The organism is Brevundimonas sp. NPDC007368 (assembly GCF_042869015.1).
Taxonomy (GTDB): Bacteria; Pseudomonadota; Alphaproteobacteria; order Caulobacterales; family Caulobacteraceae; genus Brevundimonas.
The window spans coordinates 375,869-401,229 of record NZ_JBIAFA010000005.1 but is presented as its reverse complement, the minus strand read 5'-3'; the positions used below and the strand labels follow the sequence as shown (position 1 = coordinate 401,229).

General features: G+C 68.3%; 16 protein-coding genes, 1 tRNA gene and 1 pseudogene. 11 read left to right on the top strand and 7 right to left on the bottom strand.

Annotation, left to right across the window (positions count from 1 at the left end; all coding sequences use genetic code 11):
* Positions 1 to 216 precede the first annotated feature (216 nt).
* On the bottom strand, positions 217 to 558 hold the full coding sequence (fdxA, locus tag ACFYLW_RS13275) for a ferredoxin FdxA (RefSeq protein WP_184270003.1): 342 nt from the start codon (positions 556 to 558) through the stop codon (positions 217 to 219).
* 171 nt (positions 559 to 729) lie between these two features.
* Between fdxA and ACFYLW_RS13270 the strand changes: the two genes are divergently transcribed.
* A complete protein-coding gene (locus ACFYLW_RS13270; RefSeq protein ID WP_313471950.1) occupies positions 730 to 1,362 on the top strand; it encodes a YceI family protein in 633 nt (210 codons plus the stop codon).
* 149 nt (positions 1,363 to 1,511) lie between these two features.
* Here ACFYLW_RS13270 and ACFYLW_RS13265 read toward each other — a convergent pair whose 3' ends face one another.
* Together ACFYLW_RS13265 and ACFYLW_RS13260 are read right to left on the bottom strand one after the other, a co-directional pair.
* The gene (locus tag ACFYLW_RS13265; protein ID WP_312063751.1) at positions 1,512 to 1,799 is read right to left on the bottom strand and encodes an RNA-binding S4 domain-containing protein; all 288 of its coding nucleotides are present in this window, start codon (positions 1,797 to 1,799) and stop codon (positions 1,512 to 1,514) included.
* On the bottom strand, positions 1,796 to 4,294 hold the full coding sequence (locus tag ACFYLW_RS13260) for a helicase-related protein (RefSeq protein ID WP_313471951.1): 2,499 nt from the start codon (positions 4,292 to 4,294) through the stop codon (positions 1,796 to 1,798). The genes ACFYLW_RS13265 and ACFYLW_RS13260 overlap by 4 nt, the downstream gene beginning before the upstream one ends.
* 263 nt (positions 4,295 to 4,557) lie before the next feature.
* On the opposite strand from ACFYLW_RS13260, the gene ACFYLW_RS13255 reads away from it, so the two are divergent.
* The 8 genes and pseudogenes from ACFYLW_RS13255 to ACFYLW_RS13220 all read left to right on the top strand — a co-directional run bounded on the left by ACFYLW_RS13255 (position 4,558) and on the right by ACFYLW_RS13220 (position 13,537).
* Positions 4,558 to 4,634 (top strand) — tRNA-Arg (locus tag ACFYLW_RS13255).
* A 292-nt stretch (positions 4,635 to 4,926) separates the two neighbouring features.
* Entirely contained in the window at positions 4,927 to 5,019 is a 93-nt protein-coding gene (locus ACFYLW_RS13250; RefSeq protein WP_312065930.1) for a potassium-transporting ATPase subunit F, read from the top strand.
* A 16-nt stretch (positions 5,020 to 5,035) separates the two neighbouring features.
* Positions 5,036 to 6,748: a potassium-transporting ATPase subunit KdpA gene (kdpA, locus tag ACFYLW_RS13245; RefSeq protein WP_312065929.1), complete on the top strand. Its 1,713-nt coding sequence runs from the start codon at positions 5,036 to 5,038 to the stop codon at positions 6,746 to 6,748.
* Positions 6,749 to 6,779: 31 nt separating this feature from the next.
* A pseudogene (gene kdpB, locus ACFYLW_RS13240) lies at positions 6,780 to 8,823 on the top strand (potassium-transporting ATPase subunit KdpB).
* Positions 8,824 to 8,840: 17 nt separating this feature from the next.
* Positions 8,841 to 9,584 (top strand): TorF family putative porin, encoded by a 744-nt coding sequence (locus tag ACFYLW_RS13235; RefSeq protein ID WP_390183187.1) that lies wholly within the window; start codon positions 8,841 to 8,843, stop codon positions 9,582 to 9,584.
* The gene (gene kdpC, locus ACFYLW_RS13230) at positions 9,584 to 10,168 is read left to right on the top strand and encodes a potassium-transporting ATPase subunit KdpC (protein ID WP_312065926.1); all 585 of its coding nucleotides are present in this window, start codon (positions 9,584 to 9,586) and stop codon (positions 10,166 to 10,168) included. The genes ACFYLW_RS13235 and kdpC overlap by 1 nt, the downstream gene beginning before the upstream one ends.
* Positions 10,168 to 12,837 carry a sensor histidine kinase KdpD gene (locus ACFYLW_RS13225; protein ID WP_313471954.1) on the top strand — a complete coding sequence of 890 codons (2,670 nt, stop codon included), beginning with the start codon at positions 10,168 to 10,170 and terminating at the stop codon, positions 12,835 to 12,837. The genes kdpC and ACFYLW_RS13225 overlap by 1 nt, the downstream gene beginning before the upstream one ends.
* Before the next feature lie 10 nt (positions 12,838 to 12,847).
* Complete coding sequence (locus ACFYLW_RS13220) at positions 12,848 to 13,537, top strand: response regulator (protein ID WP_313471955.1); 690 nt, start codon at positions 12,848 to 12,850, stop codon at positions 13,535 to 13,537.
* A gap of 368 nt (positions 13,538 to 13,905) precedes the next feature.
* On the opposite strand, the gene ACFYLW_RS13215 is transcribed toward ACFYLW_RS13220, so the two are convergent.
* On the bottom strand, positions 13,906 to 15,363 hold the full coding sequence (locus tag ACFYLW_RS13215; RefSeq protein WP_312065601.1) for an alpha/beta hydrolase: 1,458 nt from the start codon (positions 15,361 to 15,363) through the stop codon (positions 13,906 to 13,908).
* A gap of 110 nt (positions 15,364 to 15,473) precedes the next feature.
* On the opposite strand from ACFYLW_RS13215, the gene ACFYLW_RS13210 reads away from it, so the two are divergent.
* Positions 15,474 to 16,901, top strand: coding sequence for a LytTR family DNA-binding domain-containing protein (locus ACFYLW_RS13210; RefSeq protein WP_312065599.1), 1,428 nt, complete (start codon positions 15,474 to 15,476; stop codon positions 16,899 to 16,901).
* A gap of 3 nt (positions 16,902 to 16,904) precedes the next feature.
* On the opposite strand, the gene ACFYLW_RS13205 is transcribed toward ACFYLW_RS13210, so the two are convergent.
* Complete coding sequence (locus tag ACFYLW_RS13205) at positions 16,905 to 19,154, bottom strand: glycoside hydrolase family 88 protein (protein WP_313471956.1); 2,250 nt, start codon at positions 19,152 to 19,154, stop codon at positions 16,905 to 16,907.
* 151 nt (positions 19,155 to 19,305) lie between these two features.
* On the opposite strand from ACFYLW_RS13205, the gene ACFYLW_RS13200 reads away from it, so the two are divergent.
* A complete protein-coding gene (locus ACFYLW_RS13200; protein ID WP_312065597.1) occupies positions 19,306 to 20,682 on the top strand; it encodes a glycosyl hydrolase family 28 protein in 1,377 nt (458 codons plus the stop codon).
* A 138-nt stretch (positions 20,683 to 20,820) separates the two neighbouring features.
* Here ACFYLW_RS13200 and ACFYLW_RS13195 read toward each other — a convergent pair whose 3' ends face one another.
* Both ACFYLW_RS13195 and ACFYLW_RS13190 read right to left on the bottom strand, forming a co-directional pair.
* Positions 20,821 to 23,547, bottom strand: a complete 2,727-nt coding sequence (locus tag ACFYLW_RS13195) for a TonB-dependent receptor (protein ID WP_312065595.1) — start codon at positions 23,545 to 23,547, stop codon at positions 20,821 to 20,823.
* Between the two features lie 320 nt (positions 23,548 to 23,867).
* Complete coding sequence (locus ACFYLW_RS13190) at positions 23,868 to 25,343, bottom strand: oligogalacturonate lyase family protein (RefSeq protein ID WP_313471957.1); 1,476 nt, start codon at positions 25,341 to 25,343, stop codon at positions 23,868 to 23,870.
* Between the last annotated feature and the right edge of the window lie 18 nt (positions 25,344 to 25,361).

Below are 25,361 nucleotides of genomic sequence, written 5' to 3'. Positions count from 1 at the left end.
CGGTCAGGTCACACATCAGAAGCGAAAGCGGATCACCGAACCTCTGGCCGACCCCGTCTGTTCGGCGGGGGACTGTCGCAAACGCGGGCGGCGCGCATGACTGCGGAACCGCCCGTTTCGAATAGGGAGGAACCTATCATAAAATTAGGAAATCTCAAAACATCCACAGGACGACTGAGCGGTTCCGGCACTTTGTGACCGGATTGTGTCGAGGCCTTAGGAGCCCTTGCCCGGTTTGGTGCTGAAGTATTTCTCGAACTTGCCGGTTTCGCGCTCGTACTGTTCGCGGTCGGCGGGCGGCGTGCCCTTGACGGTGATGTTGGGCCAGACCTTGGCGTACTCGGCGTTGACCTGTAGCCACTTGCCGTCCGGCTCGTCCTCGGTGTCGGGGACGATGGCGTCGACGGGGCACTCCGGCTCGCACACGCCGCAGTCGATGCACTCGTCAGGAGCGATGACCAGGAAGTTCTCGCCCTCGTAGAAGCAGTCCACCGGGCAGACCTCGACACAGTCCATGAACTTACATTTCACGCAGGCGTCGGTGACGATGTAGGTCATGGCGGTCGGGCGGGCTCTCTGGCGCAATCAGGGTCGAGGGCGGGCAAATGGCCCCGTCGGAACCAACTGTCAACCGAGGGCGCTGTCGCGAGTGCGTGCGGCGCTTGACGGGGCTGGGTCACGTCTGCATCCCATACGATTACAGATCATGGCTCAAAAGGAGGTTCGCCCATGCGTTTCGTCACCCGTTCCGCAGTCGTCCGCATCGGCGCCGGGGCCCTGGCTCTCAGCCTTCTGGCCGGGGGCGCGGTCGTCGCCCAGGCGGCCCTGACCCGCGTGCCCTCCGAGGTCCAGGCCGGCGACTACAAGCTGGATCCCGCCCACGGCAAGATCACCTGGTCGGTCGATCACCTCGGCTTCTCGACCTATGTCGGCCAGTTCGTGAACGTTCAGGCCGAGCTCAAGCTCGACCCGGCCAATCCTTCGGCCAGCAGCCTGACGGCGACTATTCCGCTGACGGATGTGGCGTCGAACTCGGACGGGCTAAACCGTCACCTGCAGACGGCGGACTTCTTCGACACCGCCAATCACCCGGTGGCCACCTTCCGCTCGACCCACATCATGCTGGACCCGTCGGAACCGAACGAGGCCATGGTGCATGGCGAGCTGACCCTGCGCGGCGTGACCAAGCCGGTGACCATGGAGGTCGAGTTCAATCAGGCGGGCCAGACGCGCGGCGGTTACAAGGCCGGCTTCGACGGCGAGGCCAAGATCAAGCGGTCGGACTTCGGCATCACCTTCGGCCTGCCGGCGCTGGGGGATGAGGTCGAGCTGCACATCGAAGGCGAGTTCGTGAAGCAGTAGAGGGCTTTTTCCTCCCCATGAAATGGGGAGGGGGACCACGGAGTGGTGGAGGGGGCGACGCAAACTTCAGCCGTCGAGACGCCCCCTCCGTCTCGTCGCTTTCGGCGTCGATCCACTTCCCCATCGCTGCGCGACAGGGAGGAAAGAGGTTAGGTTTCCGGCGCGTCGAGCGCCGCATAAAGGGCGCGGGCTTCCTCGGGAGGGCCGCGCCTTTCGCCCAATTGCAACACGCGCACGGCGATCAGCCGCCCGCCCTGGGCGAACAGAATGTCGTCGCCGGGGTGGACGCTGCGACTGGGCTTGTCGAGGCGGGTCTGAACCCCGTGGTGGGTCAGGCGGATGGCGCCGCGCTCGACCATGTCGGCGGCCAGACCGCGGGTCTTGGCGAACCGCGCCCGCCACAGCCAGAGGTCGATGCGGCAGCTTTCCGCCTTCACGAACCGGCGGCCTTGCGCCTCGGGCGGCGCTTGCGGCGCGGGGCCGCGGGGGCTTGGGTCAACTGGGCCAGGGCCGCGAAGGGCGAATCCTTGGGAGGGGGCGTCGGCTTGCCCGGGCGCGGGGCCTTGTCGGCGCGAGGCAGGCGCAGGGCCGCCTGAACCTGTTTCGCCTGTTCGGCGGTCCAGCCCAGTTCGGTCAGGGCTTCGTCGGCCAGCGGAGCCTTGCCCGCCGCGCGCGACAGCTCGGCGAAGCGTTCCAGGGCCTCGACCGGAGCGGTCCATGATCCGACCGCGCGGCGACCGAAGGCGGACAGCGCGCGCGGCGATGGCGCGGGACCGGGCAGAGCCAGCAGGGCCTCGCCGCCCGGGCGGAAGGCCTCGGTCACAAAGGCCTGCGCCAGAAGCCGGGCGCGGGGCTTGAGCGTGCCGGGCAGCCAGACGGAGTGTGCGCCGACCCGGATGGCGAAGGTCTTGACCGTGCGGCGTTCGTGCTGGCTGAGCGCCGCCAGATCGCGCTCGACGTCGGCGCGGGGGATGACGCCGCCCGCCTCGATCAGGCGGAAGGCCAGGCCGCGCGGCAGGCCGGTCAGGGCGCCGCTGTCGACCGCCTGACGCAGGCGGCGCAGCTCGCGAAGGGCGCGGCCGGCCTCCGACGCCAGCCAGGCCTCGATGCGGCGCTGGGCCCGCTCGCGCGCCGGGACCGGGCCGAGATCGCCCAGCAGGCGCACGCGCGGGGCGAAGGGATCGTCGTTGAGGATGCGGGCCGTCAGGGCGCCGTTCCACAGGACGTCGCCGCCCCCCGAACGCGGGTTGGGAATGAGGCTGAAGGCCTCGTCGGCCTCGGCCGCCAGCTTGCCGAGGCGACGCGCGATCTCGGGTCCTACGGCGCGGGTCGCGGCCTGCCGCAGCGCCCGGTCGGCCAGGGCCGAGCCGCCGGCGTCGGGGGTGAAGTGGACCCCCTCCAGATGGCCGACCACCTCGCCCTCGACCGTGACCTCGCCGTCGTCGCCCACGCCCGCGACGGTGTCGGAACGCACGTTCAGCGCGCGCATCAGGGCGGTGGTGCGCCGGTCGACGAAGCGGGCCGTCAGCCGTTCGTGCAGGACGTCGGACAGCCGCTCCTCCAGGGCCTTGGTCTGGTCGCGCCAGCCTTGCGCCTGATCCATCCAGTCGGGGCGGTTGGCGATATAGGCCAGGGTCCGCACCCCGGCGAGGCGCGCCGACAACTGGTCGATCTGGCCGTCGTCGCGGTCCAGATCATTGAAGCGCGGGGCGACCCAGTCCTCGGTCAGACGCCCGCGCCGACTGGTCAGGGCGGTGAAGATCTCCTTCGACAGGCGGGCGTGCTCGTCCAAGGTGGTCTTCTGGAAGTCCGGCAGCTGGCATGTCTCCCACAGACGCATCAGGGCGCCGCGCGAGCGGGCGATCTTCTTGATGTCGTCATCCGCCGCGAACCGCCGCAGCAGGGTCTCGTCCAGAGCCTGGGCGGTCAGCCGCAGGCCGAAGCGTTCGGGCGAGACGGTCAGCGAGCGCAGCAGGTCGGGCAGGGTGTCGAAGTCCAGCCGCCCGTGGCGCCACTCGGCGGCCTCGACCGGATCGAAGCGGTGGCTGACCACCTGTTCGAGAATGTCCTCGTCCAGCTCCTCGGCCTCGCCCGTGACGCCAAAGGTGCCGTCGCGCAGGTGGCGACCCGCGCGCCCGGCGATCTGGCCGATCTCGGGCGCGTGCAGCCAGCGGGTTCGGCGACCGTCGAACTTCCTCAATCCCGCGAAGGCCACATGGTCGACGTCCATGTTCAGCCCCATGCCGATGGCGTCGGTGGCGACCAGGAAGTCCACCTCGCCCGACTGGAACAGCTCGACCTGGGCGTTGCGGGTGCGCGGCGACAGCGAGCCCATGACCACGGCGGCGCCGCCGCGTTGGCGACGCAGCAGCTCGGCGATGGCGTAGACCTGCTCCGTCGAGAAGGCGACGACGGCGCTGCGCCGGGGCAGGCGGGTCAGCTTCTTGGACCCGGCGTAGGACAGGGTGGACAGGCGCTCGCGGGTGACGATCTCGGCGTCTGGGACCAGGGCGCGGATCAGCGGGGCCATGGTCCCGGCCCCCAGGAACATGGTCTCGAACCGGCCGCGCGCGTGCAGCAGGCGTTGGGTGAAGACGTGGCCGCGCTCGGGGTCGGCGACCAGCTGGATCTCGTCGACGGCCAGGAACTCGACCTGGCGTTCCAGCGGCATGGCCTCGACGGTGCAGACGAAATAGGCCGGGCGCGGCGGGACGATCTTCTCCTCGCCGGTGATCAGGGCGACGGCGGCGGCTCCGCGCTGCTTGACGATCCGCTCATAGATCTCGCGCGCCAGCAGGCGCAGCGGCAGGCCGATCATGCCCGAGGCGTGACCCAGCATCCGCTCGACCGCCAGGTGGGTCTTGCCGGTGTTGGTGGGGCCCAGGATCGCCGTAACGCGCGATGGGGCCAGACCTGCGGAACGATCACTCATGTCGCGTTCAAGGTGGAGAAGCGTCCTGGGTTTCTCAAGCGAAACCGCAGATCGAGGGCAAGAATGAACAGAAGCTTTCCAGCGCCTGGAACGGGCGCGAAACGAATCATGACCGAATCAGCGACACGGCCCGATTCGGGATTTGTTCCCTACAAGATATTGTAGCTTAACGCGGATTAATCGCTAGGACTTTCTTGCCGGGTGGATAAGTCGGGCGCGGCGTCTTTCCCTGATCGCCTTGAGCCGCTAGGGACGACGGCAACGGCCCCGTAGCTCAGCTGCATAGAGCAAGGCTTTCCTAAAGCCGAGGTCGGGGGTTGGAGTCCCTCCGGGGTCGCCACTGCTTCTAGCTGTGCGACGCGTCGTTGAAGTTGCTTCATATTTTTCGATAGCTTTCCCCGATTTGGGGAGCTTGCCTGCCGGGTGACCCGTCGCCGCGCGCCGAACGCATAAGGTCTTTACGCGCGCCTTATGCGGAGCGCCGAGTTCCGCATGGCCCCCTTAGGCCCCTAGGGCGTCTTTTCCGGCTCTAACTGAGCTGGAGGCTTCGGCATGGCCGATGTGATCTTTCTGGCGATCGGCGGCGGGGCCTTTCTGGTTTTCGCCGCCCTCGCTGTTGCGTTGAAGAGGTTGTGACGATGTGGCTGAACCTCCTGTGGGGCGGCGGCGCCCTCGTCATCGCCGGCTACATGGTCGCGGCCCTGCTGCGCCCCGAGCGGTTCTGAGCGGAGCCGCCTTCTCATGAACATTCAAGGATGGGCGGAGATCGCCCTGACCCTCGGTCTGGCCGTCGTGCTCGGCTGGCCGATCGGGGTCTATATGTCGCGCGTCTGGAACGGGGAGCGCACCTGGCTGGACCCGGTGCTGAAGCCGGTCGAGGGCCTGTTCTATCGCGCCGCCGGGGTCGATCCGAGCCGCAGCCAGGGCTGGCTGGGTTACGCCGGCGCCCTGCTGGCCTTTAATCTGGCGGGCTTCCTGTTGCTCTACGCCATGCTGCGTCTGCAAGGCGTCCTGCCGATGAACCCGCAGGGGTTTGACGGCCTCAGCCCGCATCTGGCCTTCAACACCGCCGTCAGCTTCGTCACCAACACCAACTGGCAGAGCTATGGCGGCGAAACCACTGTCTCGACCTTCACCCAGATGGTCGGCCTGACGGTGCAGAACTTCGTCTCGGCGGCGACCGGCGCGACCATCGCGGCGGCTCTGGCTCGCGCCTTTATCGCCAATCGCGGCGAGGGCGTCGGCAACTTCTGGGCCGACCTGACGCGCACCAGCCTCTATGTCCTGCTGCCCATCGCCTTCATCGTGGCCGTGGTTCTGGCCGGGCTGGGCGTGGTGCAGTCGCTGGCGGCCTCGGCCCAGGCGACGACGCTGGAAGGCGGCCAACAGACGATCAGCCTGTTCCCGACCGCCAGCCAGTTGGCCATCAAGCAACTGGGCATCAACGGCGGCGGCGTGTTCAACGTCAACTCGGCCCACCCGCTGGAAAACCCGACGCCGCTGACCACCCTGATCACGGCGATCTGCATCAACGTCATGGGCTGGGCGGCCTTCTTCGCCTTTGGCCGCAGCGTTCTGGCCAGGAAGGACGTGCGCGCCCTGGTGGTGGCGGCGGTCATCCTGCTGGGGGCTGCGGCTTCGGCGCTCTACGTCATCGAAAGCCAGCCGGCGCCGGCCGCCATCGCCGCCAGCGTCGACACTTCGGTCGGCAATATGGAGGGCAAGGAAGTCCGCTTCGGCGTGCCGTCCTCGGTCGCCTGGGCGGCCCAGACGACGGGCGCCTCGAACGGCTCGGTCAACTCCATGCACGCCAGCTACATGCCGCTGGGCGGGGCGGTGACCATGTTCCTGATGCAACTGGGCGAGATCCTGCCCGGCGGGATCGGCTCCGGCGTCGCGGTCATGGTGCTGATGGCCATGCTGTCGGTCTTTGTCGCGGGCCTGATGGTCGGTCGCACGCCTGAGTATCTGGGCAAGAAGATCGAGGCGCGCGAGATCCAGTTCGCCATGCTGGCGGTCCTCGTCGTGCCCCTGTCGGTGCTGGGCTTCTCGGCGGTCGCCGCCGTCCTGCCCGAAGCCCTGGCTGGACTGCTGAACAAGGGGCCGCACGGCCTGTCCGAGGTCCTCTACGCCTATACCTCGGCGACCGGCAACAACGGCTCGGCCTTCGCCGGTCTGACCGCCAACGCCCCCTGGTGGAACACCACCCTGGGCCTGGCCATGCTGCTGGGCCGGTTTGTTCCCGCCGTCGCGGTTCTGGCCGTCGCCGGCGCCCTGGTCGCCAAGCCCAGGCTGGCGCCCTCGACCGGGACTTTGCCCACGCACGGCCCGCTGTTCATCGGCCTGCTGATCGGGGTGATCCTGATCCTCGGCGGCCTGCAGTTCTTCCCCGCCCTCTCCCTGGGTCCGATCGTGGAGCATTTCGACATGCTCCAGGTCGTGGCCCGGTTCTGATCGGATAATCCCATGACTCAAGTCACGCTCGATCCATCGAGCACCCGGTCTTCGCCCGTCGCGGACGGACTGACTGGGGCCATGCTCGGCGGGCGCTCGGCGACGCCGTCGCCAAGCTGAACCCGACCAAACTGCTCAAGAACCCGGTGATCTTCGCCACCTGGATCGTCGCCCTGCTGGCGACCGCTTCGGGGGTCGTGGCGGTGGTCAGCGGCCAGGCGGCGGGCTTCGCCATCCAGCTGGCCCTATGGCTGTGGGCCACGGTCCTGTTCGCCAATGTCGCCGAAAGCATCGCCGAAGGGCGCGGCAAGGCGGCGGCCGACAGCCTGCGCGCCACCCGCGTCACCACCAAGGCCAAGCTGATCGTCGATCCCAAGACGGGCACCGTGGTTCCGACCCCGGCGGGGGAGTTGGAGATCGGCTCCATCGTCCTGGTCGAGGCAGGCGACGTCATCCCCTCGGACGGCGAGATCATCGAAGGCGTCGCCTCGGTCAACGAGGCCGCCATCACCGGCGAAAGCGCCCCCGTCATCCGCGAAAGCGGCGGCGACCGCTCGGCCGTCACCGGCGGCACCACGGTCGTCTCGGACTGGATCAAGGTGCGCATCACCTCGGCCCCCGGCGCCACCTTCCTCGACCGCATGATCGCCATGGTCGAGGGCGCGGACCGCAGGAAGACGCCGAACGAACTGGCCCTGTCGGTGCTGTTGGCCGGCCTGACCCTGGTCTTCCTGATTGCGGTGGCAAGCCTGCTGGGCCTGGGCGCCTATTCGGGGATCAAGCTGGACCCCATCGTCCTGGGCGCGCTCTTCATCACCCTGATCCCGACGACGATCGGGGGACTGCTGTCCGCCGTCGGCATCGCCGGCATGGACCGGCTGCTGAAGGTGAACGTGCTGGCCACCTCGGGCCGTGCGGTGGAGGCGGCAGGCGACGTCGACACCCTGCTGCTCGACAAGACCGGCACCATCACCTTCGGCAACCGCATGGCTGTCGAGGTCATCACGGTTCCGGGTGTGCGTCCCGAGGCGGCGATGCGAGCGGCGGTCATGGCCTCGCTGGCCGATGAGACGCCGGAAGGCCGCTCCATCGTCGAACTGGGCCGCAACGCCGGCGTGACGGGCGACCTGCCTTTCGGCGCCAGGACCATTCCGTTCAGCGCCGTGACCCGTCAGTCGGGCCTCGAAGCCGACGGCCAGTCGTGGCGCAAGGGGGCGGTGGACGCCGTGCTGAAGTCGCTGGGCATTGCCGAAAGCGCCACGCCCGCCGAGTTCCGCGCCGCCGTGGACCGCATCGCCCGCTCGGGCGGCACGCCTCTGGCGGTGGTCGAGAACGACGCCCTGGTCGGCGTCATCCACCTGAAGGACGTGGTCAAGCCGGGGGTCAAGGCCCGCTTTGCGGACCTGCGCCGCATGGGTCTGCGCACCGTCATGATCACCGGGGACAACCCGGTGACGGCGGCCGCCATCGCGTCGGAGGCCGGGGTCGACGACTTCCTGGCCGAGGCCACGCCCGAGGACAAGATGCGCCTGATCAAGGCGGAACAGGCCAAGGGCCGTCTGGTCGCCATGTGCGGCGACGGGGCCAACGACGCGCCGGCCCTCGCACAGGCCGACGTCGGCGTGGCCATGCAGACCGGCGCCCAGGCCGCCCGCGAGGCCGGCAACATGGTCGATCTCGACAGCGACCCGACCAAGGTCATCGAGATCGTCGAGGTCGGCAAGCAACTGCTGATCACGCGCGGCGCCCTGACCACCTTCTCCATCGCCAACGACGTGGCCAAGTATTTCGCCATCATCCCGGCGATGTTCGTGGTCGGCCTGCCGTCGCTGGCGGCGCTGAACGTGATGCAGCTGTCCAGCCCGGAGAGCGCCATCCTGTCGGCGGTCATCTTCAACGCCCTGGTCATCATCGCCCTGATCCCGCTGGCGCTGCGCGGGGTGAAGTACCGCGCTGTCGGGGCGGGCAAGCTGCTGGGCCGCAACCTGCTGATCTACGGCCTGGGCGGTCTGATCGCCCCCTTCGTCGGCATCAAGCTCATCGACATCGTCATCTCCGCCCTCGGCCTGGCCTGAGGCGCAAGGAAACCACCATGCGTAAACGCAACACCACCAAAGCTTCGGGCGCGAACGACGCCCTGTTCGGCGGGGCCTGTCTGGTCGCCATCATCGCGCTTGGCCTATGCAGCAGCCCGGCCAGGGCCGAGGAAAACACCGGCCCCGACGTCGTCTTCAACGCCGCCGCAGCCTCTGACTACGTCTTCCGGGGCGTCAGCCAGACCGAAGGCGATCCGGCGATTTCGGCCGGGGTCGATGTGACGCAAGGAGCCTTCTACGCCGGGGCCTGGGCCGGCAACGTCTCCTTCGCTGGGGACGCCGACACCGACGCCGAGATCGACCTCTACGCCGGGGTCCGGCCCGAGTTCGCCGGCTTCAACTGGGACTTCGGCCTGGTCAGCTACTTCTACGCCGGCCAGCCGGACGGGGCCGACTATGACTATGTCGAGCTGAAGGCCGCGACCTCGCGCGCCGTCGGCCCGGCCACCCTGGGGGCTGCGATCTACTGGTCGCCCGACTTCTTCGGCGCGGCCGAGGACGAGGCGACCTATGCCGAGATCAACGGCGCGATCAGCCCGGCCGACAAGTGGACGCTCTCGGCGGCGGTGGGCCGTCAGTGGGTGTCGTCCGACTTCGACTACACCACCTGGAACCTGGGCGCGGTGTATCAGATGACCGACCATCTGGCGCTGGACGTCCGCTATTTCGACACCGACGAACACGGCTTCGGCTCGGCCTATGACGGTCGCGTCGCAGCCAGCGTGAAGGCGACCTTCTGATGCTGAACCACATCCGTCCGGCGGTCGTGATGATCGCCCTGTTCACCGGCGTTCTGGGCGTCGCCTATCCGTTCGCGGTGACGGGCGTGGCGCAGACCGTCTTCCACGACCAGGCTGACGGCAGCCTGGTCCGCGACAAGGCGGGTCTGGTGGTCGGCTCGGCCCTGGTCGGCCAGAGCTTCGACCAGCCCGGCTATCTGCATCCCCGACCCTCGGCGGCGGGCGACGGCTATGACGCCGCGGCCTCGTCCGGCTCCAACCTCGGCCCGCTGAACCCGGACCTGATCGCCCGGGTCAAGACGGACGCCGATGCGCTGCGGGCCGAAACGGCGGCGGCGGTCATTCCCGCCGACGCCGTGACAACCTCGGCCTCGGGCCTCGACCCGCATATCTCTCCGGCCTACGCTGAGCTTCAGGTCGCCCGCATCGCCAGCGCGCGCGGGGTAGGGGAGGCGCAGGTGCGCGAGGTGATCCGAGAGCATGAGGAGGGCCGTACGTTCGGCGTTCTGGGCCAGCCGCGCGTCAATGTGCTGCTGACCAATATGGCGCTCGACGCCCGCTTCCCGCGTCCCGCAGAGGGCTGATGGCGCCGCCCATCCTCCCGACGATCAAGGCCCCGGCCGCCCCGCGCAAGCGTGGGCGGCTGAAGGTTTTTCTGGGCATGTCGCCCGGCGTCGGCAAGACCTATGAGATGCTGCGCGCCGCGCGTCGGCGCAAGGCCGAGGGCGACGACGTGGTCGTCGGCGTGGTCGAGACCCACGGCCGCAAGGAGACCATGAGCCTGCTGCGCGGGCTGGAGGTCATGGCCCGCAACCCCATCGCCTACCGCGACCGGACCCTGCTGGAGTTCGACCTCGACGGCGCCGTGGCGCGCCGCCCCGGCCTGCTTCTGGTCGACGAATACGCCCACTCCAACGCCCCCGGATCGCGCCACCCCAAGCGGTGGCAGGACGTGGAGGAGATCCTCGACGCCGGGATCGACGTCTGGACCACGCTGAACGTCCAGCATCTGGAAAGTCTGTCGGACGTGGTGCTGCGCATCACCGGCGTGCGCCAGCGCGAGAGCGTGCCGGACAGCGTCCTGACCCGCGCCGACGACATCGAGGTGGTGGACATCACCCCCGAGGAGCTGCGCAAGCGTCTGGCCGAGGGCAAGGTCTATGTGCCCGAGACGGCGCGGCTGGCCTCGGACAACTTCTTCAAGGTCGAGAATCTGACGGCTCTGCGCGAGCTGGCCCTGCGCCGCGCGGCCCAGACGGTGGACGACCAGCTGATCGCCCGCCTGCGCGAGCAGGGGGTGCCCGGGCCGTGGGCGGCGGGCGAAAGGATTCTGGTCCTGGTCGCGGGGGACGCCATGGCCGGGCCTCTGGTCCGCGCCGGGCGGCGGCTGTCGGACATGATGATGGACGCGCCCTGGACGGTGGCCCACGTCGACCGCCCCTCGGGCGCGCGGCACGGCGTCGGCTCGGCGGGCAAGCTGTCGGACGCGCTGAAGCTGGCGGAACAGCTCGGCGGGCGCACCGTGGTCCTGTCCGGCGACGACGTGGTGCGCGCCGTCATGGATCACGCCCATCAGAACAACGTCACCCAGATCGTTCTGGCCAAGGGTCGTGACAGCCGTCTGTCGGAATGGCTGGGCCGTTCGCTGGCGGCGGAACTGCTGCGTCAGGCGCGCGGCGTGGCGGTCCACGTCATCACCGACGGGGCTGATCTGGAGGAGAAGACGCTGCGCGAGCCGCGCGTGTCCCTGCCCGGCGGCTGGCGCGGCTATGCCGTGGGCGCGGCCTTCGTGATCGCCGCCACCGGCCTGGCCCTGCTGCTGGATCGGACGTTTGAGCGGGTCGATCTGGGCGTCATCTATCTGTCGGCGGTGCTGGCGGCGGGGGTGCTGTACGGCCTGCGCCCGGCCCTGGCGGCGGCGACGGTCGCCTTCCTGACCTACAACTTCCTGTTCCTTCAGCCGAAATATAGTTTCGCCATCGGTTCGCCGACCGATTTCCTGACCCTGATCGTCTTCTGGGCCGTGGCCCTGACCACGGGCTTCCTGGCCGGCCGGGTGCGCGAGCAGGCGCGGGCGGCGCAGCGGCGCGCCTCGGCGGTCTCGGCCCTGCTGGCCGCCAGCCAGCGCCTGACCGGCGTGGGCGACCGAGCGGCGGCCGCCCGCATCCTGGCCGAACAGACAGCGGCGGCGGCGGGCGCGGGGGCCGTGGTCCTGCTGCCGGTCGAGGACGAGCTGACCCTGATCGCCGGGGCGCCGGGCAAGCCGGAACTGGGCGCCGAGGCTATGGCCGCCGCCCGCTGGGCCTGGGAGAAGGGCGAGCCCGCCGGACACGGCACCGGCACCCTGCCGCAGGCGCGCTGGACCTTCCGCCCCCTGCAAGGCGTGCGCGACCGCGCGGGCGTGGCCGGGATCGAGGCCGCCGCCCTGTCGCCCGGCTCGGACGAGGAAAAACTGGCCCTGGCCCTGCTGGATCAGGGCGCGGTGGCGGTCGAGCGCGCCGATCTGGCCGGGCAGGCGGTCGAGACCGAGACCCTGCGCCGCACGGATCGGTTCCGGGGCGCGCTGATGAACTCGGTCAGCCATGATCTGCGTACGCCCCTGTCCACGGTCCTGGGGGCCTCGACCACCCTGATTGATCTCGGCGACAAGCTGAAGCCCGAGGTCCGCGCCGACCTGCTGCTGTCGATCCGCGAGGAGGCCGAGCGGCTCAGCCGCTATGTCGGCGACCTCTTGGACATGACCCGGCTGGAGGGCGGCGGGCTGAACATCCGCGCAGACTGGGTCGATGTGCGCGACGTCCTGAACGCAGCGGGCAAGCGCGTGGCGCGGCGTCTCGGCCAGCGCAGGATGACGCGCGACTTCCCGGCCCAGCTCAGTCTGGTCATGGTCGATCAGGGCCTGCTGGAACAGGCCCTGGTCAACATCCTGGAAAACGCTATGGCCTACAGCCCCGACGGCTCGACCGTCGAACTGGCCGCCTATGAGGACCGGGGTTCGGTGGTCATCTCCATCGAGGACGAGGGCAAGGGCATCCCGACCGCCGAGCTGGAACGGGTTTTCGACAAGTTCCGCCGCATGGAGGAGCCCTCGGATCGCACCAAGGGGGCCGGGCTGGGCCTGGCCATCGCCAAGGGCTTCGTCGAGGCCATGAACGGCCGCATCGCCGCCGCCAGCCCGATTCAGGACGGAAAAGGCACCCGCATCCTGATCAGCCTGCCCAAGGCCGTCGTCACCCATCCCAGCCTGCTTTAGGGTCCGCTGCATGGCCGCCGTCCGTCCCCAGATTCTCGTCATCGACGACGAGCCCCAGATCCACCGCTTCCTGTCCCCGGCGCTGGACGCCGCCGGCTATGAGCCGCGCCGCGCCGACAGCGGGCAGGAGGGTCTGCGCGGCATCGCCCTGTGGAGCCCGGACGCCGTGGTGCTGGACCTCGGCCTGCCCGACATGGACGGCAAGGACGTGCTGGCCCGCGCGCGTGAGTTCTACGCCGGTCCCATCATCATCCTGTCGGCGCGCGACAAGGAGGCCGAGAAGATCGCGGCGCTTGACCTGGGCGCTGACGACTATGTCGAAAAGCCCTTCGGCGTCGGTGAACTGCTGGCCCGCGTCCGGGCCAATCTGCGTCAGGCCGCCCCGCGCGTCGAGGCGACCGGCCCGCTGACGGCGGGGGATGTGGTCATCGACATGGAGCGCCGCCTGATCACCCGCGCGGGCGAGGGCGTGCGCGTCACGCCCAAGGAATACGACGTCCTGGCCCATCTGGCGCGCAACGCCGGCAAGGTCGTCGGCCACCGCGACCTGCTGACCGCCGTATGGGGCAAGGCCCACGCCGACGACACCCAGTATCTGCGCGTGGTCATCGGCCAGTTGCGCCAGAAGCTGGAGGCCGACCCGGCCCAGCCGCGTCTGATCCTGACGGAGCCTGGCGTGGGTTACCGGCTGGCGGGTTGATCGTGGCGAAACGCTTGACCCTGTAGCCGCTACAGGATGCATGAGGCCGCCTCGGCTAGGGGCAAGGGTCCCGCTTCCTGTCTGCTTCGGCGCTCGTGTGTCTTCATCCGTCGTCTCGTCTCGTGCTCGACAGGTCCTGTTGGCGTCGGTCGCCGCCCTGATTTCGGTCGCCGCGTCTCCGGCGCTCGCGCAGGAGGCCGGTCACCACGACGACGACCATCAGGATGAAGCGACCGAGGTCGAGGACGTCATCGTTCAGGCGACCCGTTCGGGTCGCCGCATCCAGGATGAGCCGATCCGCGTCGAGGTCATCGGGCGCATGGGCAGACCGGCATTCCCGTCCGGGTATGCCGGTCTGTCATCGCGTCCTATGCAACCGGGAAGGTCGGCGGCGGCAGGACCAGTTTGGTGTCGCTCACCGGCTGTTCGCTGAAGAACTTCACCAGCAGGGGCTGCACCTCGGGGTGAGCCTCGAAGACGTTGTGGCCGGCGTTCTCGACCAGAACCTGGGTCTTGTTCTGGAACTGGGCGACGACCTCGGCCTGTTCCTCCAGTGGGGTGCGGCCGTCCAGCGAGCCGGCGACCAGAAGCGCCGGGGTCTCGATGCGGATGGGCTGGCGGAAGTCCTCGCCCAGATCGACGCCGGGGATGGCGGCCACCAGATGCGGCATGGGCAGGTTGAAGGCGTCGCCCAGAACCGCCGTCTTCGCCTCCCGGGTGATGAGCGCCAGACGTTCGGGCGAGACGCCCGAGGCCATATCCATCGTCGTCGACATGCCGGAGACGCCGAAGTAGCGGTGGGGCGGCGGGATGATCGACGCCAGGCTGTCGGTATCCCCTGCGTCGAGCTTCAGATAGATGCCGGGCAGCATGGAGAGCTGCGGCGGGTTGGCGACCAGGGCGGAGGCCAGAAGCTGGACCCCGAAACCGCCCACCTGCACGTCGATGGGGCCGTTTTCACCGGCGAAGGTCACAGTCGCCGGATTGGCTTCGAGCCGCTCATGCACGCGGCGCATCAGGGCCGGCATGTTCGGGATCGCCGCGCGAACGGCGGGGTCCTGTCCCATCAGGCGATCCACGCGGTCCAGGAACATATCGATGTGGGCCGGGCGCTTGACGGTCTGATCCTGACCTTCAAGGCTGGCCAGGGCGACGCGACCGATCGAGTTCGGGTGGCGCTTCAGCACCGAGAGGGCCAGGTGGGTGCCGTAGCTGATGCCCCACAGGTTGCCCTTGTCAACGCCCAGATGGCGGCGCAGGTCCTCGATGTCGTCGGCGTTCTGTTCGGTATTGTACCCGGCGATGGCCACGCCGGCGCGTTTCCAGTCCACCCAGGCCTTCTGCGTTTCCTCGCGGTACCAGGCGCTCACGGCGGCGTGGGTCATGGCGGGATAGGGCGTGCTGGTTTGCCGTTCAGGAATCTGGTTCGACATCCCGACCCCGCGCTGATCGAGGGCGATAACGTCGGCCACTTCTCTCAGCGCCATGAAGATCGGGAAGCGCGGCCCCATGGCCGTGCGCGGGCCCGAACCGCCCGGTCCGCCGGCCAGATAGATGATGGGCGGTCCCGGGTTCTTCGCGGTCGAGGCGAAGCGCACATAGCCGATGTGGATGCGGCGCGAACCCGGAACGCGGCGATCCTCGGGCACGTCGAAGTAGCCGCGTTCGGCGTCGACTTCCTCGCCGTTGCCGGCCTTGAAGCGGAAGGGTCCGGCTTCGGGCTGGGCGTCCTGGGCCCAGGCGGTCTTCGACAAGAGCGCCAGACCGGGAAGCGAGAGGCCGGCGGCGGCGAGGATGGAGCGGCGGTTCAGCGATGTGTGTTTCATGACCCCGGTTGAAGCAGGCTTTTCGGCGCTGTGGGGCGTGCTTCGGCCAACGGTCGGCCTGCGTCGGTGAACGGCAGCGCTTTGCGGCGAATGGCGATAGGGTCCGCGCCATGTGGCGGATTCTTCTCATCGCGATTCTCTGGACCTCGCTGCCGACGGCGTCGCGAGCGCAGGATCAGGGCTATGACTGGCAGGCGTGTCGGGGCGAACCGGGCGCGGCGGCGCCCGTTCTGCACGACTGTCGCCCGGTCGAAGGCGTCGTTGATCCGCAAGGGCGCGAGTTGTGGCTGCGCGCCGTCGTGCAGCGCCCGAGCGGCGACGAACCCGCCGCCCTCTATGTCGTCGGCGCGGCCTCCTCGGAAGTCTGGCTCAATGGGCAGAAGCTGGGCGCGAACGGACGACCGGGCGGCTCGCCAGCGGCGGAAGCGCCTGGTCGTTATGAAGCATCCTTCCCTATCCCCGAACGGATGTGGCGTCCGGCCGACAACCTGGTCGTGGTCCACATGTCGTCGTTTCACGGGGTGGTGCGTCTGGACAATCCGGTCGGAGGGATCATGGTCGCCGCCTATCCTTGGCCGTCGCGCACGATCCCGGTGGCGATCGCCTTTATCGCCGCCGGCGCCCTGTTCGCCGCCGCCTTCGGCTTTGCGGTCATCTACAGCCTGCGCCGCACGGGTTCGAGCCTGGCGCTGGCGGCCCTGGCCGGGGTGGCGGGCCTGCAGGCGATTCTGGAAAGCCTGCGGGCGCTGGTTCCCTATGCCTATCCCGTCCACGGTCTGCGGCTGGTCGGCATCTGGGGGCTGAGCGCCGCGTTCGCGATCCTGCTGGTTTCCTATGCCGTATCGCGGTTCTGGCCGCAGGCGCGCGGTCGGTTGGTGCTTCTGGCGGCGGCGGCCGTGGCCGCGACTGGCCTCGCCCCCGGTTTCGACCTGAAGACGACGTTGGCTCTGATGATCGGCCTGGCGCTTTCCGCCGTCGTCGCCGGCGTCGCCGTGCGCCGCCGACTGCCCGGCGCGCGGCCGATGCTGGCCTATCTCGCCGTCTTCATCGCGGTGGGCATGCTGTTCCCAAGCTTGCTGGTCGACCTGTCCTATTTCCTGTTCGCCGCGGGCCTTCTGCTTCCCCTTCTGATGGCCGATGTCGTTCGGCTGGGGCGCGCCGATCAGGAACGGGAGGTGGCGCTGATCCGCGCCGCCGCGCGTCCGGACTGTCTGACGGTGGCCTCGTCGCGCGGGGTCGAGCGGGTGCCGCTAGGCGACATCCTGGCCGTGGTCGGCGCCGACGACTATGTGGAACTGCGCCTGACGAACGGACGCAGAATGCTGCACGCCGCCCGTCTCGATCGACTTGAAGCGGAACTACCCGCCAGCTTCCTGCGGGTCCACCGCTCGGTGATCGCCAACCTGGCCCACGTCCGTGGTTTTGAGCGTGAAGGCGGGCAAGGGCGCTTGCTGATGGACGAGGGCGCATCCCTGCCCATCAGCCGTAACCGTCTTACGACCGTTCGCGACGCGCTCAACGCCGCGCCGCCCGTGTGAGCGTCAGAACCGGAAGGTCTGGCCCGCCGCGAAGGTCTCCCAGCTTTCCCGCGTCTTGAAGTCCAGGCCGCCGTCCCAGGCGGAGCCCATGTAGTAGGTGAAGGGCCGGCCAGGGGTGACGCGGACCAGGATCAGATAGTTGTCGGCGTCCTCAGCGAAGCCTTCGACCAGGGCGGGATCGACGGCGATGGCGATGCCGATGGAGCCGTGCTCGGGATTGGCGGGCTCCCAGAACATCAGGCGGCCGTTGGCGGCGTCGCGGGTGACCGCGCCCGCCCCGGCCGCGTTGCGGCGCTTGGAGATGCCGATGCCGACGATCAGGGGCTCTGACGTGTCCGAGTTAAGCGTCGAGGTCATGCGGGTGAAGTTGGAGCCCAGCGGCAGGCTGAAGTCGCGCGTCTCCCAGACCTTGCGGGCCACATCGACGGGCCAGGGGCGGTAGTCGACGCTGAAGCGGGCCTCGTCGCCGCCGGTCTCCTCGATGCGATAGGTCGAGAAGTTGCGGCTGGTCCACAGCTTGTTCTCGAACCAGACGCCCAGACCGCCCGAGCCGCGACCACGACCGACGTCGTAGTAGTCCAGACCCTCGCCGCGATCGACGTGGTAGTTGGGGAAGCGCAGCTGGCGGTCCATGTAGGGGTAGCGGACGCGCTTGGCCCAGACGTCGATACCTGACCCCGACGGCGCCTCGCGCGCCTCCAGCGCCGGGCCGTAGATGCGGTGGGCGACGCGGTCGTTCTCCCACAGCAGGTCGTCCAGACGGTCTGGCGCGAAGCGGACCACGGCGCGCGGTTGCTGCTGGTCGGCGGGCGGCGGCGTCAAGCGCTCGACCTCGGCGGGACGCCCCAGAGCGGCGGGGTCATAGGAGAGGGCGCGGGTGGCGTGCATCTCCTCGGCGCGACGCTTGATCTCGGCCTCGCCGACGACGGTGACGGGAGCGGGGGGCGTCGGCGTGGTGGCGGCGATCACCTGCGGCGTGTCGCGTGCGGGCTCGGCCAGGGGCAGGCTCTTTTGAGGCCCGTTCAGATCGGCGACTTCGAGGCCCGCCAGCAGATAGGTGCCGGTGGTGTAGAGGCCGACTTCGTTCGGATCGGTCGCCACGGGCATGTCGCCGGTCTTCTGCGTCGCGCCGATCAGGCCGCTGGGCAGGACGTGGCGGTTCAGCGCGGCCCAGCCCTTGAGCACGGCGGGCTCATAGGTGGCCCGGTCCAGCAGCCCGTGGTTGACGCCCCAGGCCATGGCGTAGACGTAGAAGACCGAACCCGAGGTCTCGGCCTGCGGGTAAAGCTCAGGCGCCAGCAGGCTGGCGCGCCACAGGCCGTCGTCCTGCTGCAGTTCGCGGATGCGCCCGGCCATGGCCTGGAAGATGTCGACGTAGTCCTGACGGCCCTCGAAGTCGGCGGGCATGGCTTCCAGCGTGCGGGCCAGGCCGCCCATGACCCAGCCGTTGGCGCGGCTCCAGTAGATGGGCTGGCCGTTGGCTTCCGTGCGGCCCTCGAAGCGCTGGTCGCGCAGGAAGAGGCGCTGCTCGGGCACCCACAGGCGGTCGATGGTGCGCCGGAACTCCTTGTCCATGCCGCGGATGTATTTGGGATCGCCGGTCACCGCCGACATGCGCGCCAGCACCGGGGGCGCCATGTAGAGGGCGTCGGCCCACCACCAGATCGAGGCCTCGGTCTCGGTCGTGCGGTTCAGGTGCGGGACCATATAGTCCAGGCGCTGACGCAGGGGCATCAGCACCCCGTCCTGGCCCCGGCGCGAATAGAGCTCGAGGTAAAGGTCGCCTATGGTCTGGTCGTCGGCGTTCAGCATGGTCGGGCCGGAACGGGCGCCGCGCAGGCTGTAGTTGTAGTGCTCGGCCACCGCCGTCAGAAAGCGCAGGGTCTCGGGATCGTCCGAGACGCGGGCCAGGCGCGCGGCGCCGATGTAGAAGGTGGCGGCAACCCAGTTGGACGACATCTGCGTCAGGTTGCTGCCGGTCGACAGGGCGAGCGGACGCGACGCCATGTCCTTGATCTGCGACGAGGCGACATATTCGACCGCCGCCATGGTCTGTTCGCGCGAGGGGCGGGCGTCGGCGCGGAAGTTCAAGTCGGGGCGCGGCTTGGCGGTCAGCCATTCGGCCTCGACGCCGGGGTTCGACTGCGGCGCCCAGGGCTGGCCGGCGGCGGACTGCGCCAGAGCGGGAGAGGTCAGGACGGTGCTGGCCAGCAGGAAGGCGGCAATCGTCGGCACGGCGCGGCGTAGCGTCACAGGCGTTCTCTCCGGTAAGAACCCCGATGGGTTTGGGGTTTCACTATTTGCTTATGCGTACCATAAAATGGTGGATGAGCAGCGCAAGTCGGAATGACACCGCGCGACAAGACGCCGTCGCCCAAGGCGGCCAGCATATTGAGGAACGCCCATGCATCGCCGCTCCCTGCTGCAACTCGGCCTGACCGGGGCCATCGCCACCGCAGCCCCGCCCGCCTTCGCACAATCGACGGGCCGCACCTTCGACGCCGCCGACTTCGGCGCGGTCGGCGACGGCGAGACGATCAACACCCGTCCGATCCAGGCCGCCATCGACGCGGCGGCGGGCGCGGGCGGCGGGACGGTGGTGCTGAAGCCCGGCGTTTATCTGTCCGGCTCGTTGTTCGTGAAGTCGAACGTGACCCTGCTGATCGGACGCGGCGCCACGGTGAAGGGGCTGCGCGACATCGCCGCCTATCCCATGGTCCGCACCCGCGTGGCCGGGATCGAGATGGAGTGGCCTGCTGGGCTGCTGAACATCTACCAGCAGAAGAACGCCAGGATCACCGGCGAGGGTCTGGTGGACGGCGACGGCAAGGTCTTCTGGGACGCCTACTGGGCCATGCGCCGCGACTATGACCCCAAGGGGCTGCGCTGGGCTGCGGACTATGACTGCCGCCGCCCTCGTCTGATCCACGTCTATGACGCCGAGGCGGTCGAGGTGTCGGGCCTGAACCTGGCGCGGTCGGGCTTCTGGACCGTGCATGTCTGTTATTCGCGCGACGTGAAGGTGTCGGACCTGATCATCCGCAACAATCTGGGCGGACGCGGCCCCTCGACGGACGGCATCGACATCGACTCGTCGGAGCGGGTTCTGGTCGAGCGCTGCGACCTGTCGGTCAACGACGACGCCATCTGCATCAAGGCCGGGCGCGACTGGGACGGTCTGCGGGTGGCGCGGCCCTGCCGTCAGGTGAAGGTGCGCGACTGCATCGTGCGCGACGCCCTGGCCGGCATGACCTTCGGCAGCGAGACCTCGGGCGGGTTCGAGGACATCGAGGTGTCGGGCCTGCGGATCGAATACCCGGTGCCGCTGGGCATCTTCTTCAAGTCGGGCCACACGCGCGGCGGGGTGATCAACAACATCGCCCTGAAGAACATCCATCTGCAGGATGTGGCGACCCTGTTCCGGGTCAATCTGAACTGGTACCCGAACTATTCCTACGCCCAGATCCCGGCGGGGATCACGGACATTCCCGACTACTGGCGGGCGCTGGCGACGCCGGTGCCGCGCGAGCAGGGCATCCCCCGCATCCGAGACGTGCGCCTGTCGGACATCAAGGCGGTCGGCGGCAAGATCGGCTTCGAGGCCGCGGCCTATGAAGAGGCGCCGCTGCGCGACTTCACCTTCGACCGGCTGGACTGGGACGTGCGCGAGGCGGGGACCATCGCCAACGCCGACAACTGGCGCTTCAGCGACTGCAAGATCGACACCCTGGACGGGACGGGCCCCAAGGTGACGGCGTCACGCGGCGTGGTCGGCCTCTAGGGGCCCCAGCCGCTTCGGAACTCAGAGCCCCGGCGCCCCAGGCGTCGGGGCTTTTTGCTGCGTGGCGGCAGGCAAAAAAAGGCCCGGAGCGAGAACGCTCCGGGCCAAGTGATGCGCTGAAAGGCTCAGGGAGGAAGATCAGTATTTCCAGCGCAATCCGATAGCGACCTCACGGCCGGTGTGGCGGTAGTCGGACACGCGGTCCGCCACATCGACGTAGCGATCATTGTATTCGTCGGTCAGGTTGATGCCTTCCAGCGACACCGTCAGGTTGTCGTTGAAGGCGTAGGACATGGAGGCGTCGATGTAGGTCGTCGCGTTCATGCCCTCTTCCGAGTTGCCGTTGCCGCCCGGGAAGGACATCAGGTAGCCGCTGCGATAGGCCGCCGAGACGCGGGCCTGGAAGGGGCCGTCCTCATAGTACAGCGTCGTGTTGTAGGTGTTCTTCGACTGACCCGTCAGACGGTTCTTGCCGGCGGCGCCGTAATCGACCTCGGAGTCGACATAGGTGAAGTTGCCGATGAAGCCGAAGTTCGACCACAGGCCGGGCAGGAAGGTGAAGGGCTGCTGGTACTGGATTTCCAGACCGTGCAGCGAACCGCCCTCGCCGTTGAGCTTGCGCGTGACCTGGAAGACGTCGGTCGGACGCGCGGCGCCTTGCAGCAGGTCGTCAGGCAGACCCAGGTCGCTCCAGACGATCGACTCGGTCACCGAGGTGATGAAGCTGTCGATGTCCTTGTAGAAGACGGCGGCGGCCAGCAGGCCTTCGTTCTGGAAGTACCACTCCACCGACAGGTCGTAGTTGGTGGCTCGGAACGGATCCAGCAGCGGGTTGCCGTAGGAGACGGTGCGCGTGGTCGGCGACACGCCGCCGCCCGGCGTCAGGTCGCCCAGGGTCGGGCGCGACATGACCTTGGCGGCGCCCAGGCGGACGACCAGGTCGTCGCGCGGCTCGATAGCCAGGTTGAACGACGGCAGGACGTCGTCGTAGTCGTTATTGGCCGTGACATAGGCGTAGGTCGGTCCGCCCGCGCCCGTGATCGTCTGCCAGCCCTTGGATTCAACTTCGGTCTGGGCGTAACGGACGCCCACGTTGCCGCGCACCACCATGTTGGCGACGTCGGTGTTGAAGTCGGCCTGGACGAAGAGGCCCTTGTCCGTTTCATCGACTTCGCGCTCGCTACGGTTCGAGACCAGCGGATCGTCATAGGTGCTGAGGAAGTCGTTGATCTTCCAGATATCGGGCACGATGAAGTTCATGCTCGAACCGGCGGGGACGCCGATCTTGCCGTCGATGCTGACGATCTTGCCCAGGGCGTCCACGCCGGTGATGCGGTCGGCCCCGGTGGTGTTGGTGGCGGCGCGCGCCACGCCCCAGGTGCTGAAGCCATAGGTGCGGTATTCACCGCCGGCCTTGAAGGTCAGCGACGGGTTCCAGTCGTATTCCAGGGCGCCGGCCACGACATTGTTGTCGAAGTCGCCGCCGCTGGTGCTGCGCGTGCCCTGGACCAGGGTGAAGCCCTTGCCCGAGGTGATGTCGTAGCCGTAGTTGATCATCGGCATGCGGTCATTGCCGCGGAAGTCGATGGTGTAGCCGTTCACGCCAGCCTGTTCGAAGGCGTAGGTGACGTTGATCGGCGTGCGGGCTTCGGACTTGTTGAGGCCCAGCTTCATGTTGCCGCGCAGGCGGTCGGTGAAGTCATGACGGACGTTCAGCGAGGCCTGGGCGAAGGTGCTCTCATTGCGGGTGAAGCCGTTTTCCGAGCGCACCAGCATGTTGTCGAAGACGCCGTAGGACAGGGCGTTCTTGTTCGCGTCGATGGCGTAGTCGCGAACGATGACGTTGTTCACGGCGGCGCGGCTGAAGGCCCAGGCCTCGACGTTGGGGCTTTCCAGCTCTGAGTTCAGGCGCGACCAGAGCAGGTCCAGCACCACCTCGGTGCGGTCGCTGGGGCGCCATTGCAGGGCGCCGGTCAGACCCAGGCGATCTTCCTGGGTGTTGCCGAAGGTGTAGCGCGGGATGCGCGGATAGAAGGCATTCAGCAGCTCGGTGCGTTGAGCCGTCGTGGTGCAGGGGACGCAGCCGCCGAAGTTCTGGCCGACGCCATAGGCTTGGGCCGGGTTGCCCTTCTGCCAGCGCGTCGTGTTGAAGCTTTCGAGGATCGGCGAACGCTCGGAATAGGCCACCGACAGCAGGGCGCCGAAGGTCTTGTCCTCGTTCGACCAGCTCAGCAGGCCGGCCGTGCGCGGGACGGTCTTTTCCGACAGGTCGTTGTACGATCCCTGGACCGACAGGGCGGAGTTGAAGCCGCTGCGCGAGAAGTCCAGCGGGCGGCCGGTCTGCAGGTCGACGGTCGAGCCCAGCGAGCCTTCCTCGATCTCGGCCGACTGGGTCTTGCGGACCTTGATGCTGTTGAACAGTTCCGACGCGAACATCGAGAAGTCGAAGCTGCGGTTGCGGTTGCCGCCCGAGGCCGCCTGGGCTTCCAGGCCGTTGATGCGGGTGCGGGTGAAGTCGGCGCCCAGACCGCGCACCGAGATGGTCGTGCCCTGGCCGTTGACGCGCTCGATGGTCACGCCGGGCAGGCGCTGGATGGCCTCGGCCAGGTTCTGATCGGGGAAGTCGGCGATGTCTTCAGCCAGGATGGCGTCCACGGCGCCGGCTTCGCGGCGCTTGACGTTCAGGGCCTGCTGCAGGCTGGAGCGGAAGCCGGTGACGACGATCTCGTCGACAGTGGTGGCTTCTTCCTGCTCGGGAGCCGGCGCGGCCTCCTGGGCGAAGGCGGGGGCGGCGCCCCACAGCAGGGCGGTCGCCGAAACGCCGGCGATGCACAGAGTCCGGGCGTGGCTGAAGGGCCGTTCCATGTTTCTCTCCCCGCACCGGAGCCAGTGGCACCGGTGTCATTTGTTGGTATGGTGTCGCGCATAGTTGGACGTCAGCGCGTGCCACTTCTTGCAACAGCTTCCCGTCTTTTGCAACAGACTGATGTCAGCCGTGCATTTTGAAGCCCGCAAGACGTCGAAAATGTGTTTTTAGGCAAAGGGATGGCGGCGCGCGTCGTCGCCAAAAACACATGGGATCGGGTTCTGAATTACGGAACGCGGGTACCCCGTCGGGCGTGTGAGATAAGAAAAAGGCCCCGGATCGCTCCGGGGCCTTCTTTGCACGAGGCGCGGCAGGGCGGTCAGGCCGCGCGGGCCACCTCGACCGCATAGACGTGATTCCGGCCATGCATGTTGGAGACGAAGACGATCCAGCGGCCGTCCGGCGTGAAGGTCAGGTTGGGCTCCAGCCGATAGTCGTGGTTGGACAGGTCGACCAGCCGTTCCGAGCGCAGGTATTCGACGCTGATCTGATCGTCCTTGTCGCTGGAGGGGTCCTCATCGACGATGGGTTCGGGGCGCAGAAGGACGATCCATTTGCCGTCCGGGGCGTGGGCCACCATGTCGCCGTCGCCGCCGTCGCCGGCGAACATCTGACCGTCCGGCGAGACGTTGAAATGCACCGACCAATCGTTCTGCTCGACCCGGCGATAGACGCGCTTGCCGGTCTCCAGATCCACCGAGGCGACCCAGAAGACCTGACCGCGCGGGGTCTGGAGGTCATAGAGCACCTGCTTGCCGTCGGGGCTGAACCACTCGTGGCCGAAGATCTCGAAGTTCATGGTTCGGGTGTGGGTCTTGCGCAGGTCCGAGCCGTCGACCTTCATCGTCCACATCCGATCGACCCGATGCCAGGGGCCTTCGTGGCAGAAGATGATGCGGTCGGGATCGGTCGGCGAGAACTGGGTGTGGCCGATCCATTCGTTGGTCGAATGGATGACGCGGCGTTCGCCGGTCGCCATGTCGATGACGAAGATCTCCATCGGATAGCGGGCGGCCCAGCGTTGCAGCATCCGAACGCCCTTGGCGCGGGCGAAGTTCAGGGGCTTTCCGTCCGGTCCGTTGGCGGCGTACTCGGCCTGATCGAAGCGGCGGTTGCGCGGGTCGCCGACGCCGGGTTGCAGCGGTTCCGACCCATAGGCGACGAAGCCTAGCAGCAGGGTCTCGTCGGCGTTGACCGAGTTGATGTTGCCGTTGGGAACGCGGGCGATCCGGCGCATGCGTTTGGTGTCTACATCGATGACATAGATCGTCTTGGCGCGGTCCATCAACTGGGCCTCGCCCGGCTCGGTGACCGAGTAATAGACGTTGCGGCCCTTGCGCCCGGTGAACATCAGGTCGGCGTTGCGGTCAGGGACCAGGACGCTCAGCGTCCAGGTCTTGAGGTCCACCGTCGAAATGCCCTGGGGCGTCGAGATGACCATCAGGTCCGGCGCCCCCGCCTTCGCCGGCAGGAACATGTTCTTGTAGAAATAGGGCTTGCCGCCGCCGTCGGGCGTCAGGCGGCGGATGCGGTGTCCGGTCTTCGGATCGATCCAGTCCGTCGGCACGGGGCCGGACCATTGCGGCGGCTGGTGCGGCGTCTCCTGGGTCGAGGGCGGGGCGGTGTTGGGCGCGGGCCAAGCCGGGACCTGCCCGGCCGGCGGCAGGGCGGGTTGCAGGCCGTTCGCCGCGCGCGGCGCCGGCGTGGCGCTCTGTGCGTGGGCGACGCTGGCGACGCCCGCGGCGGCGGGGGCGGCCAACAGGGCTTTGAGGGCGGATCTGCGGGAGGTCGTCATGGGGCGGTCCTCTTGGTC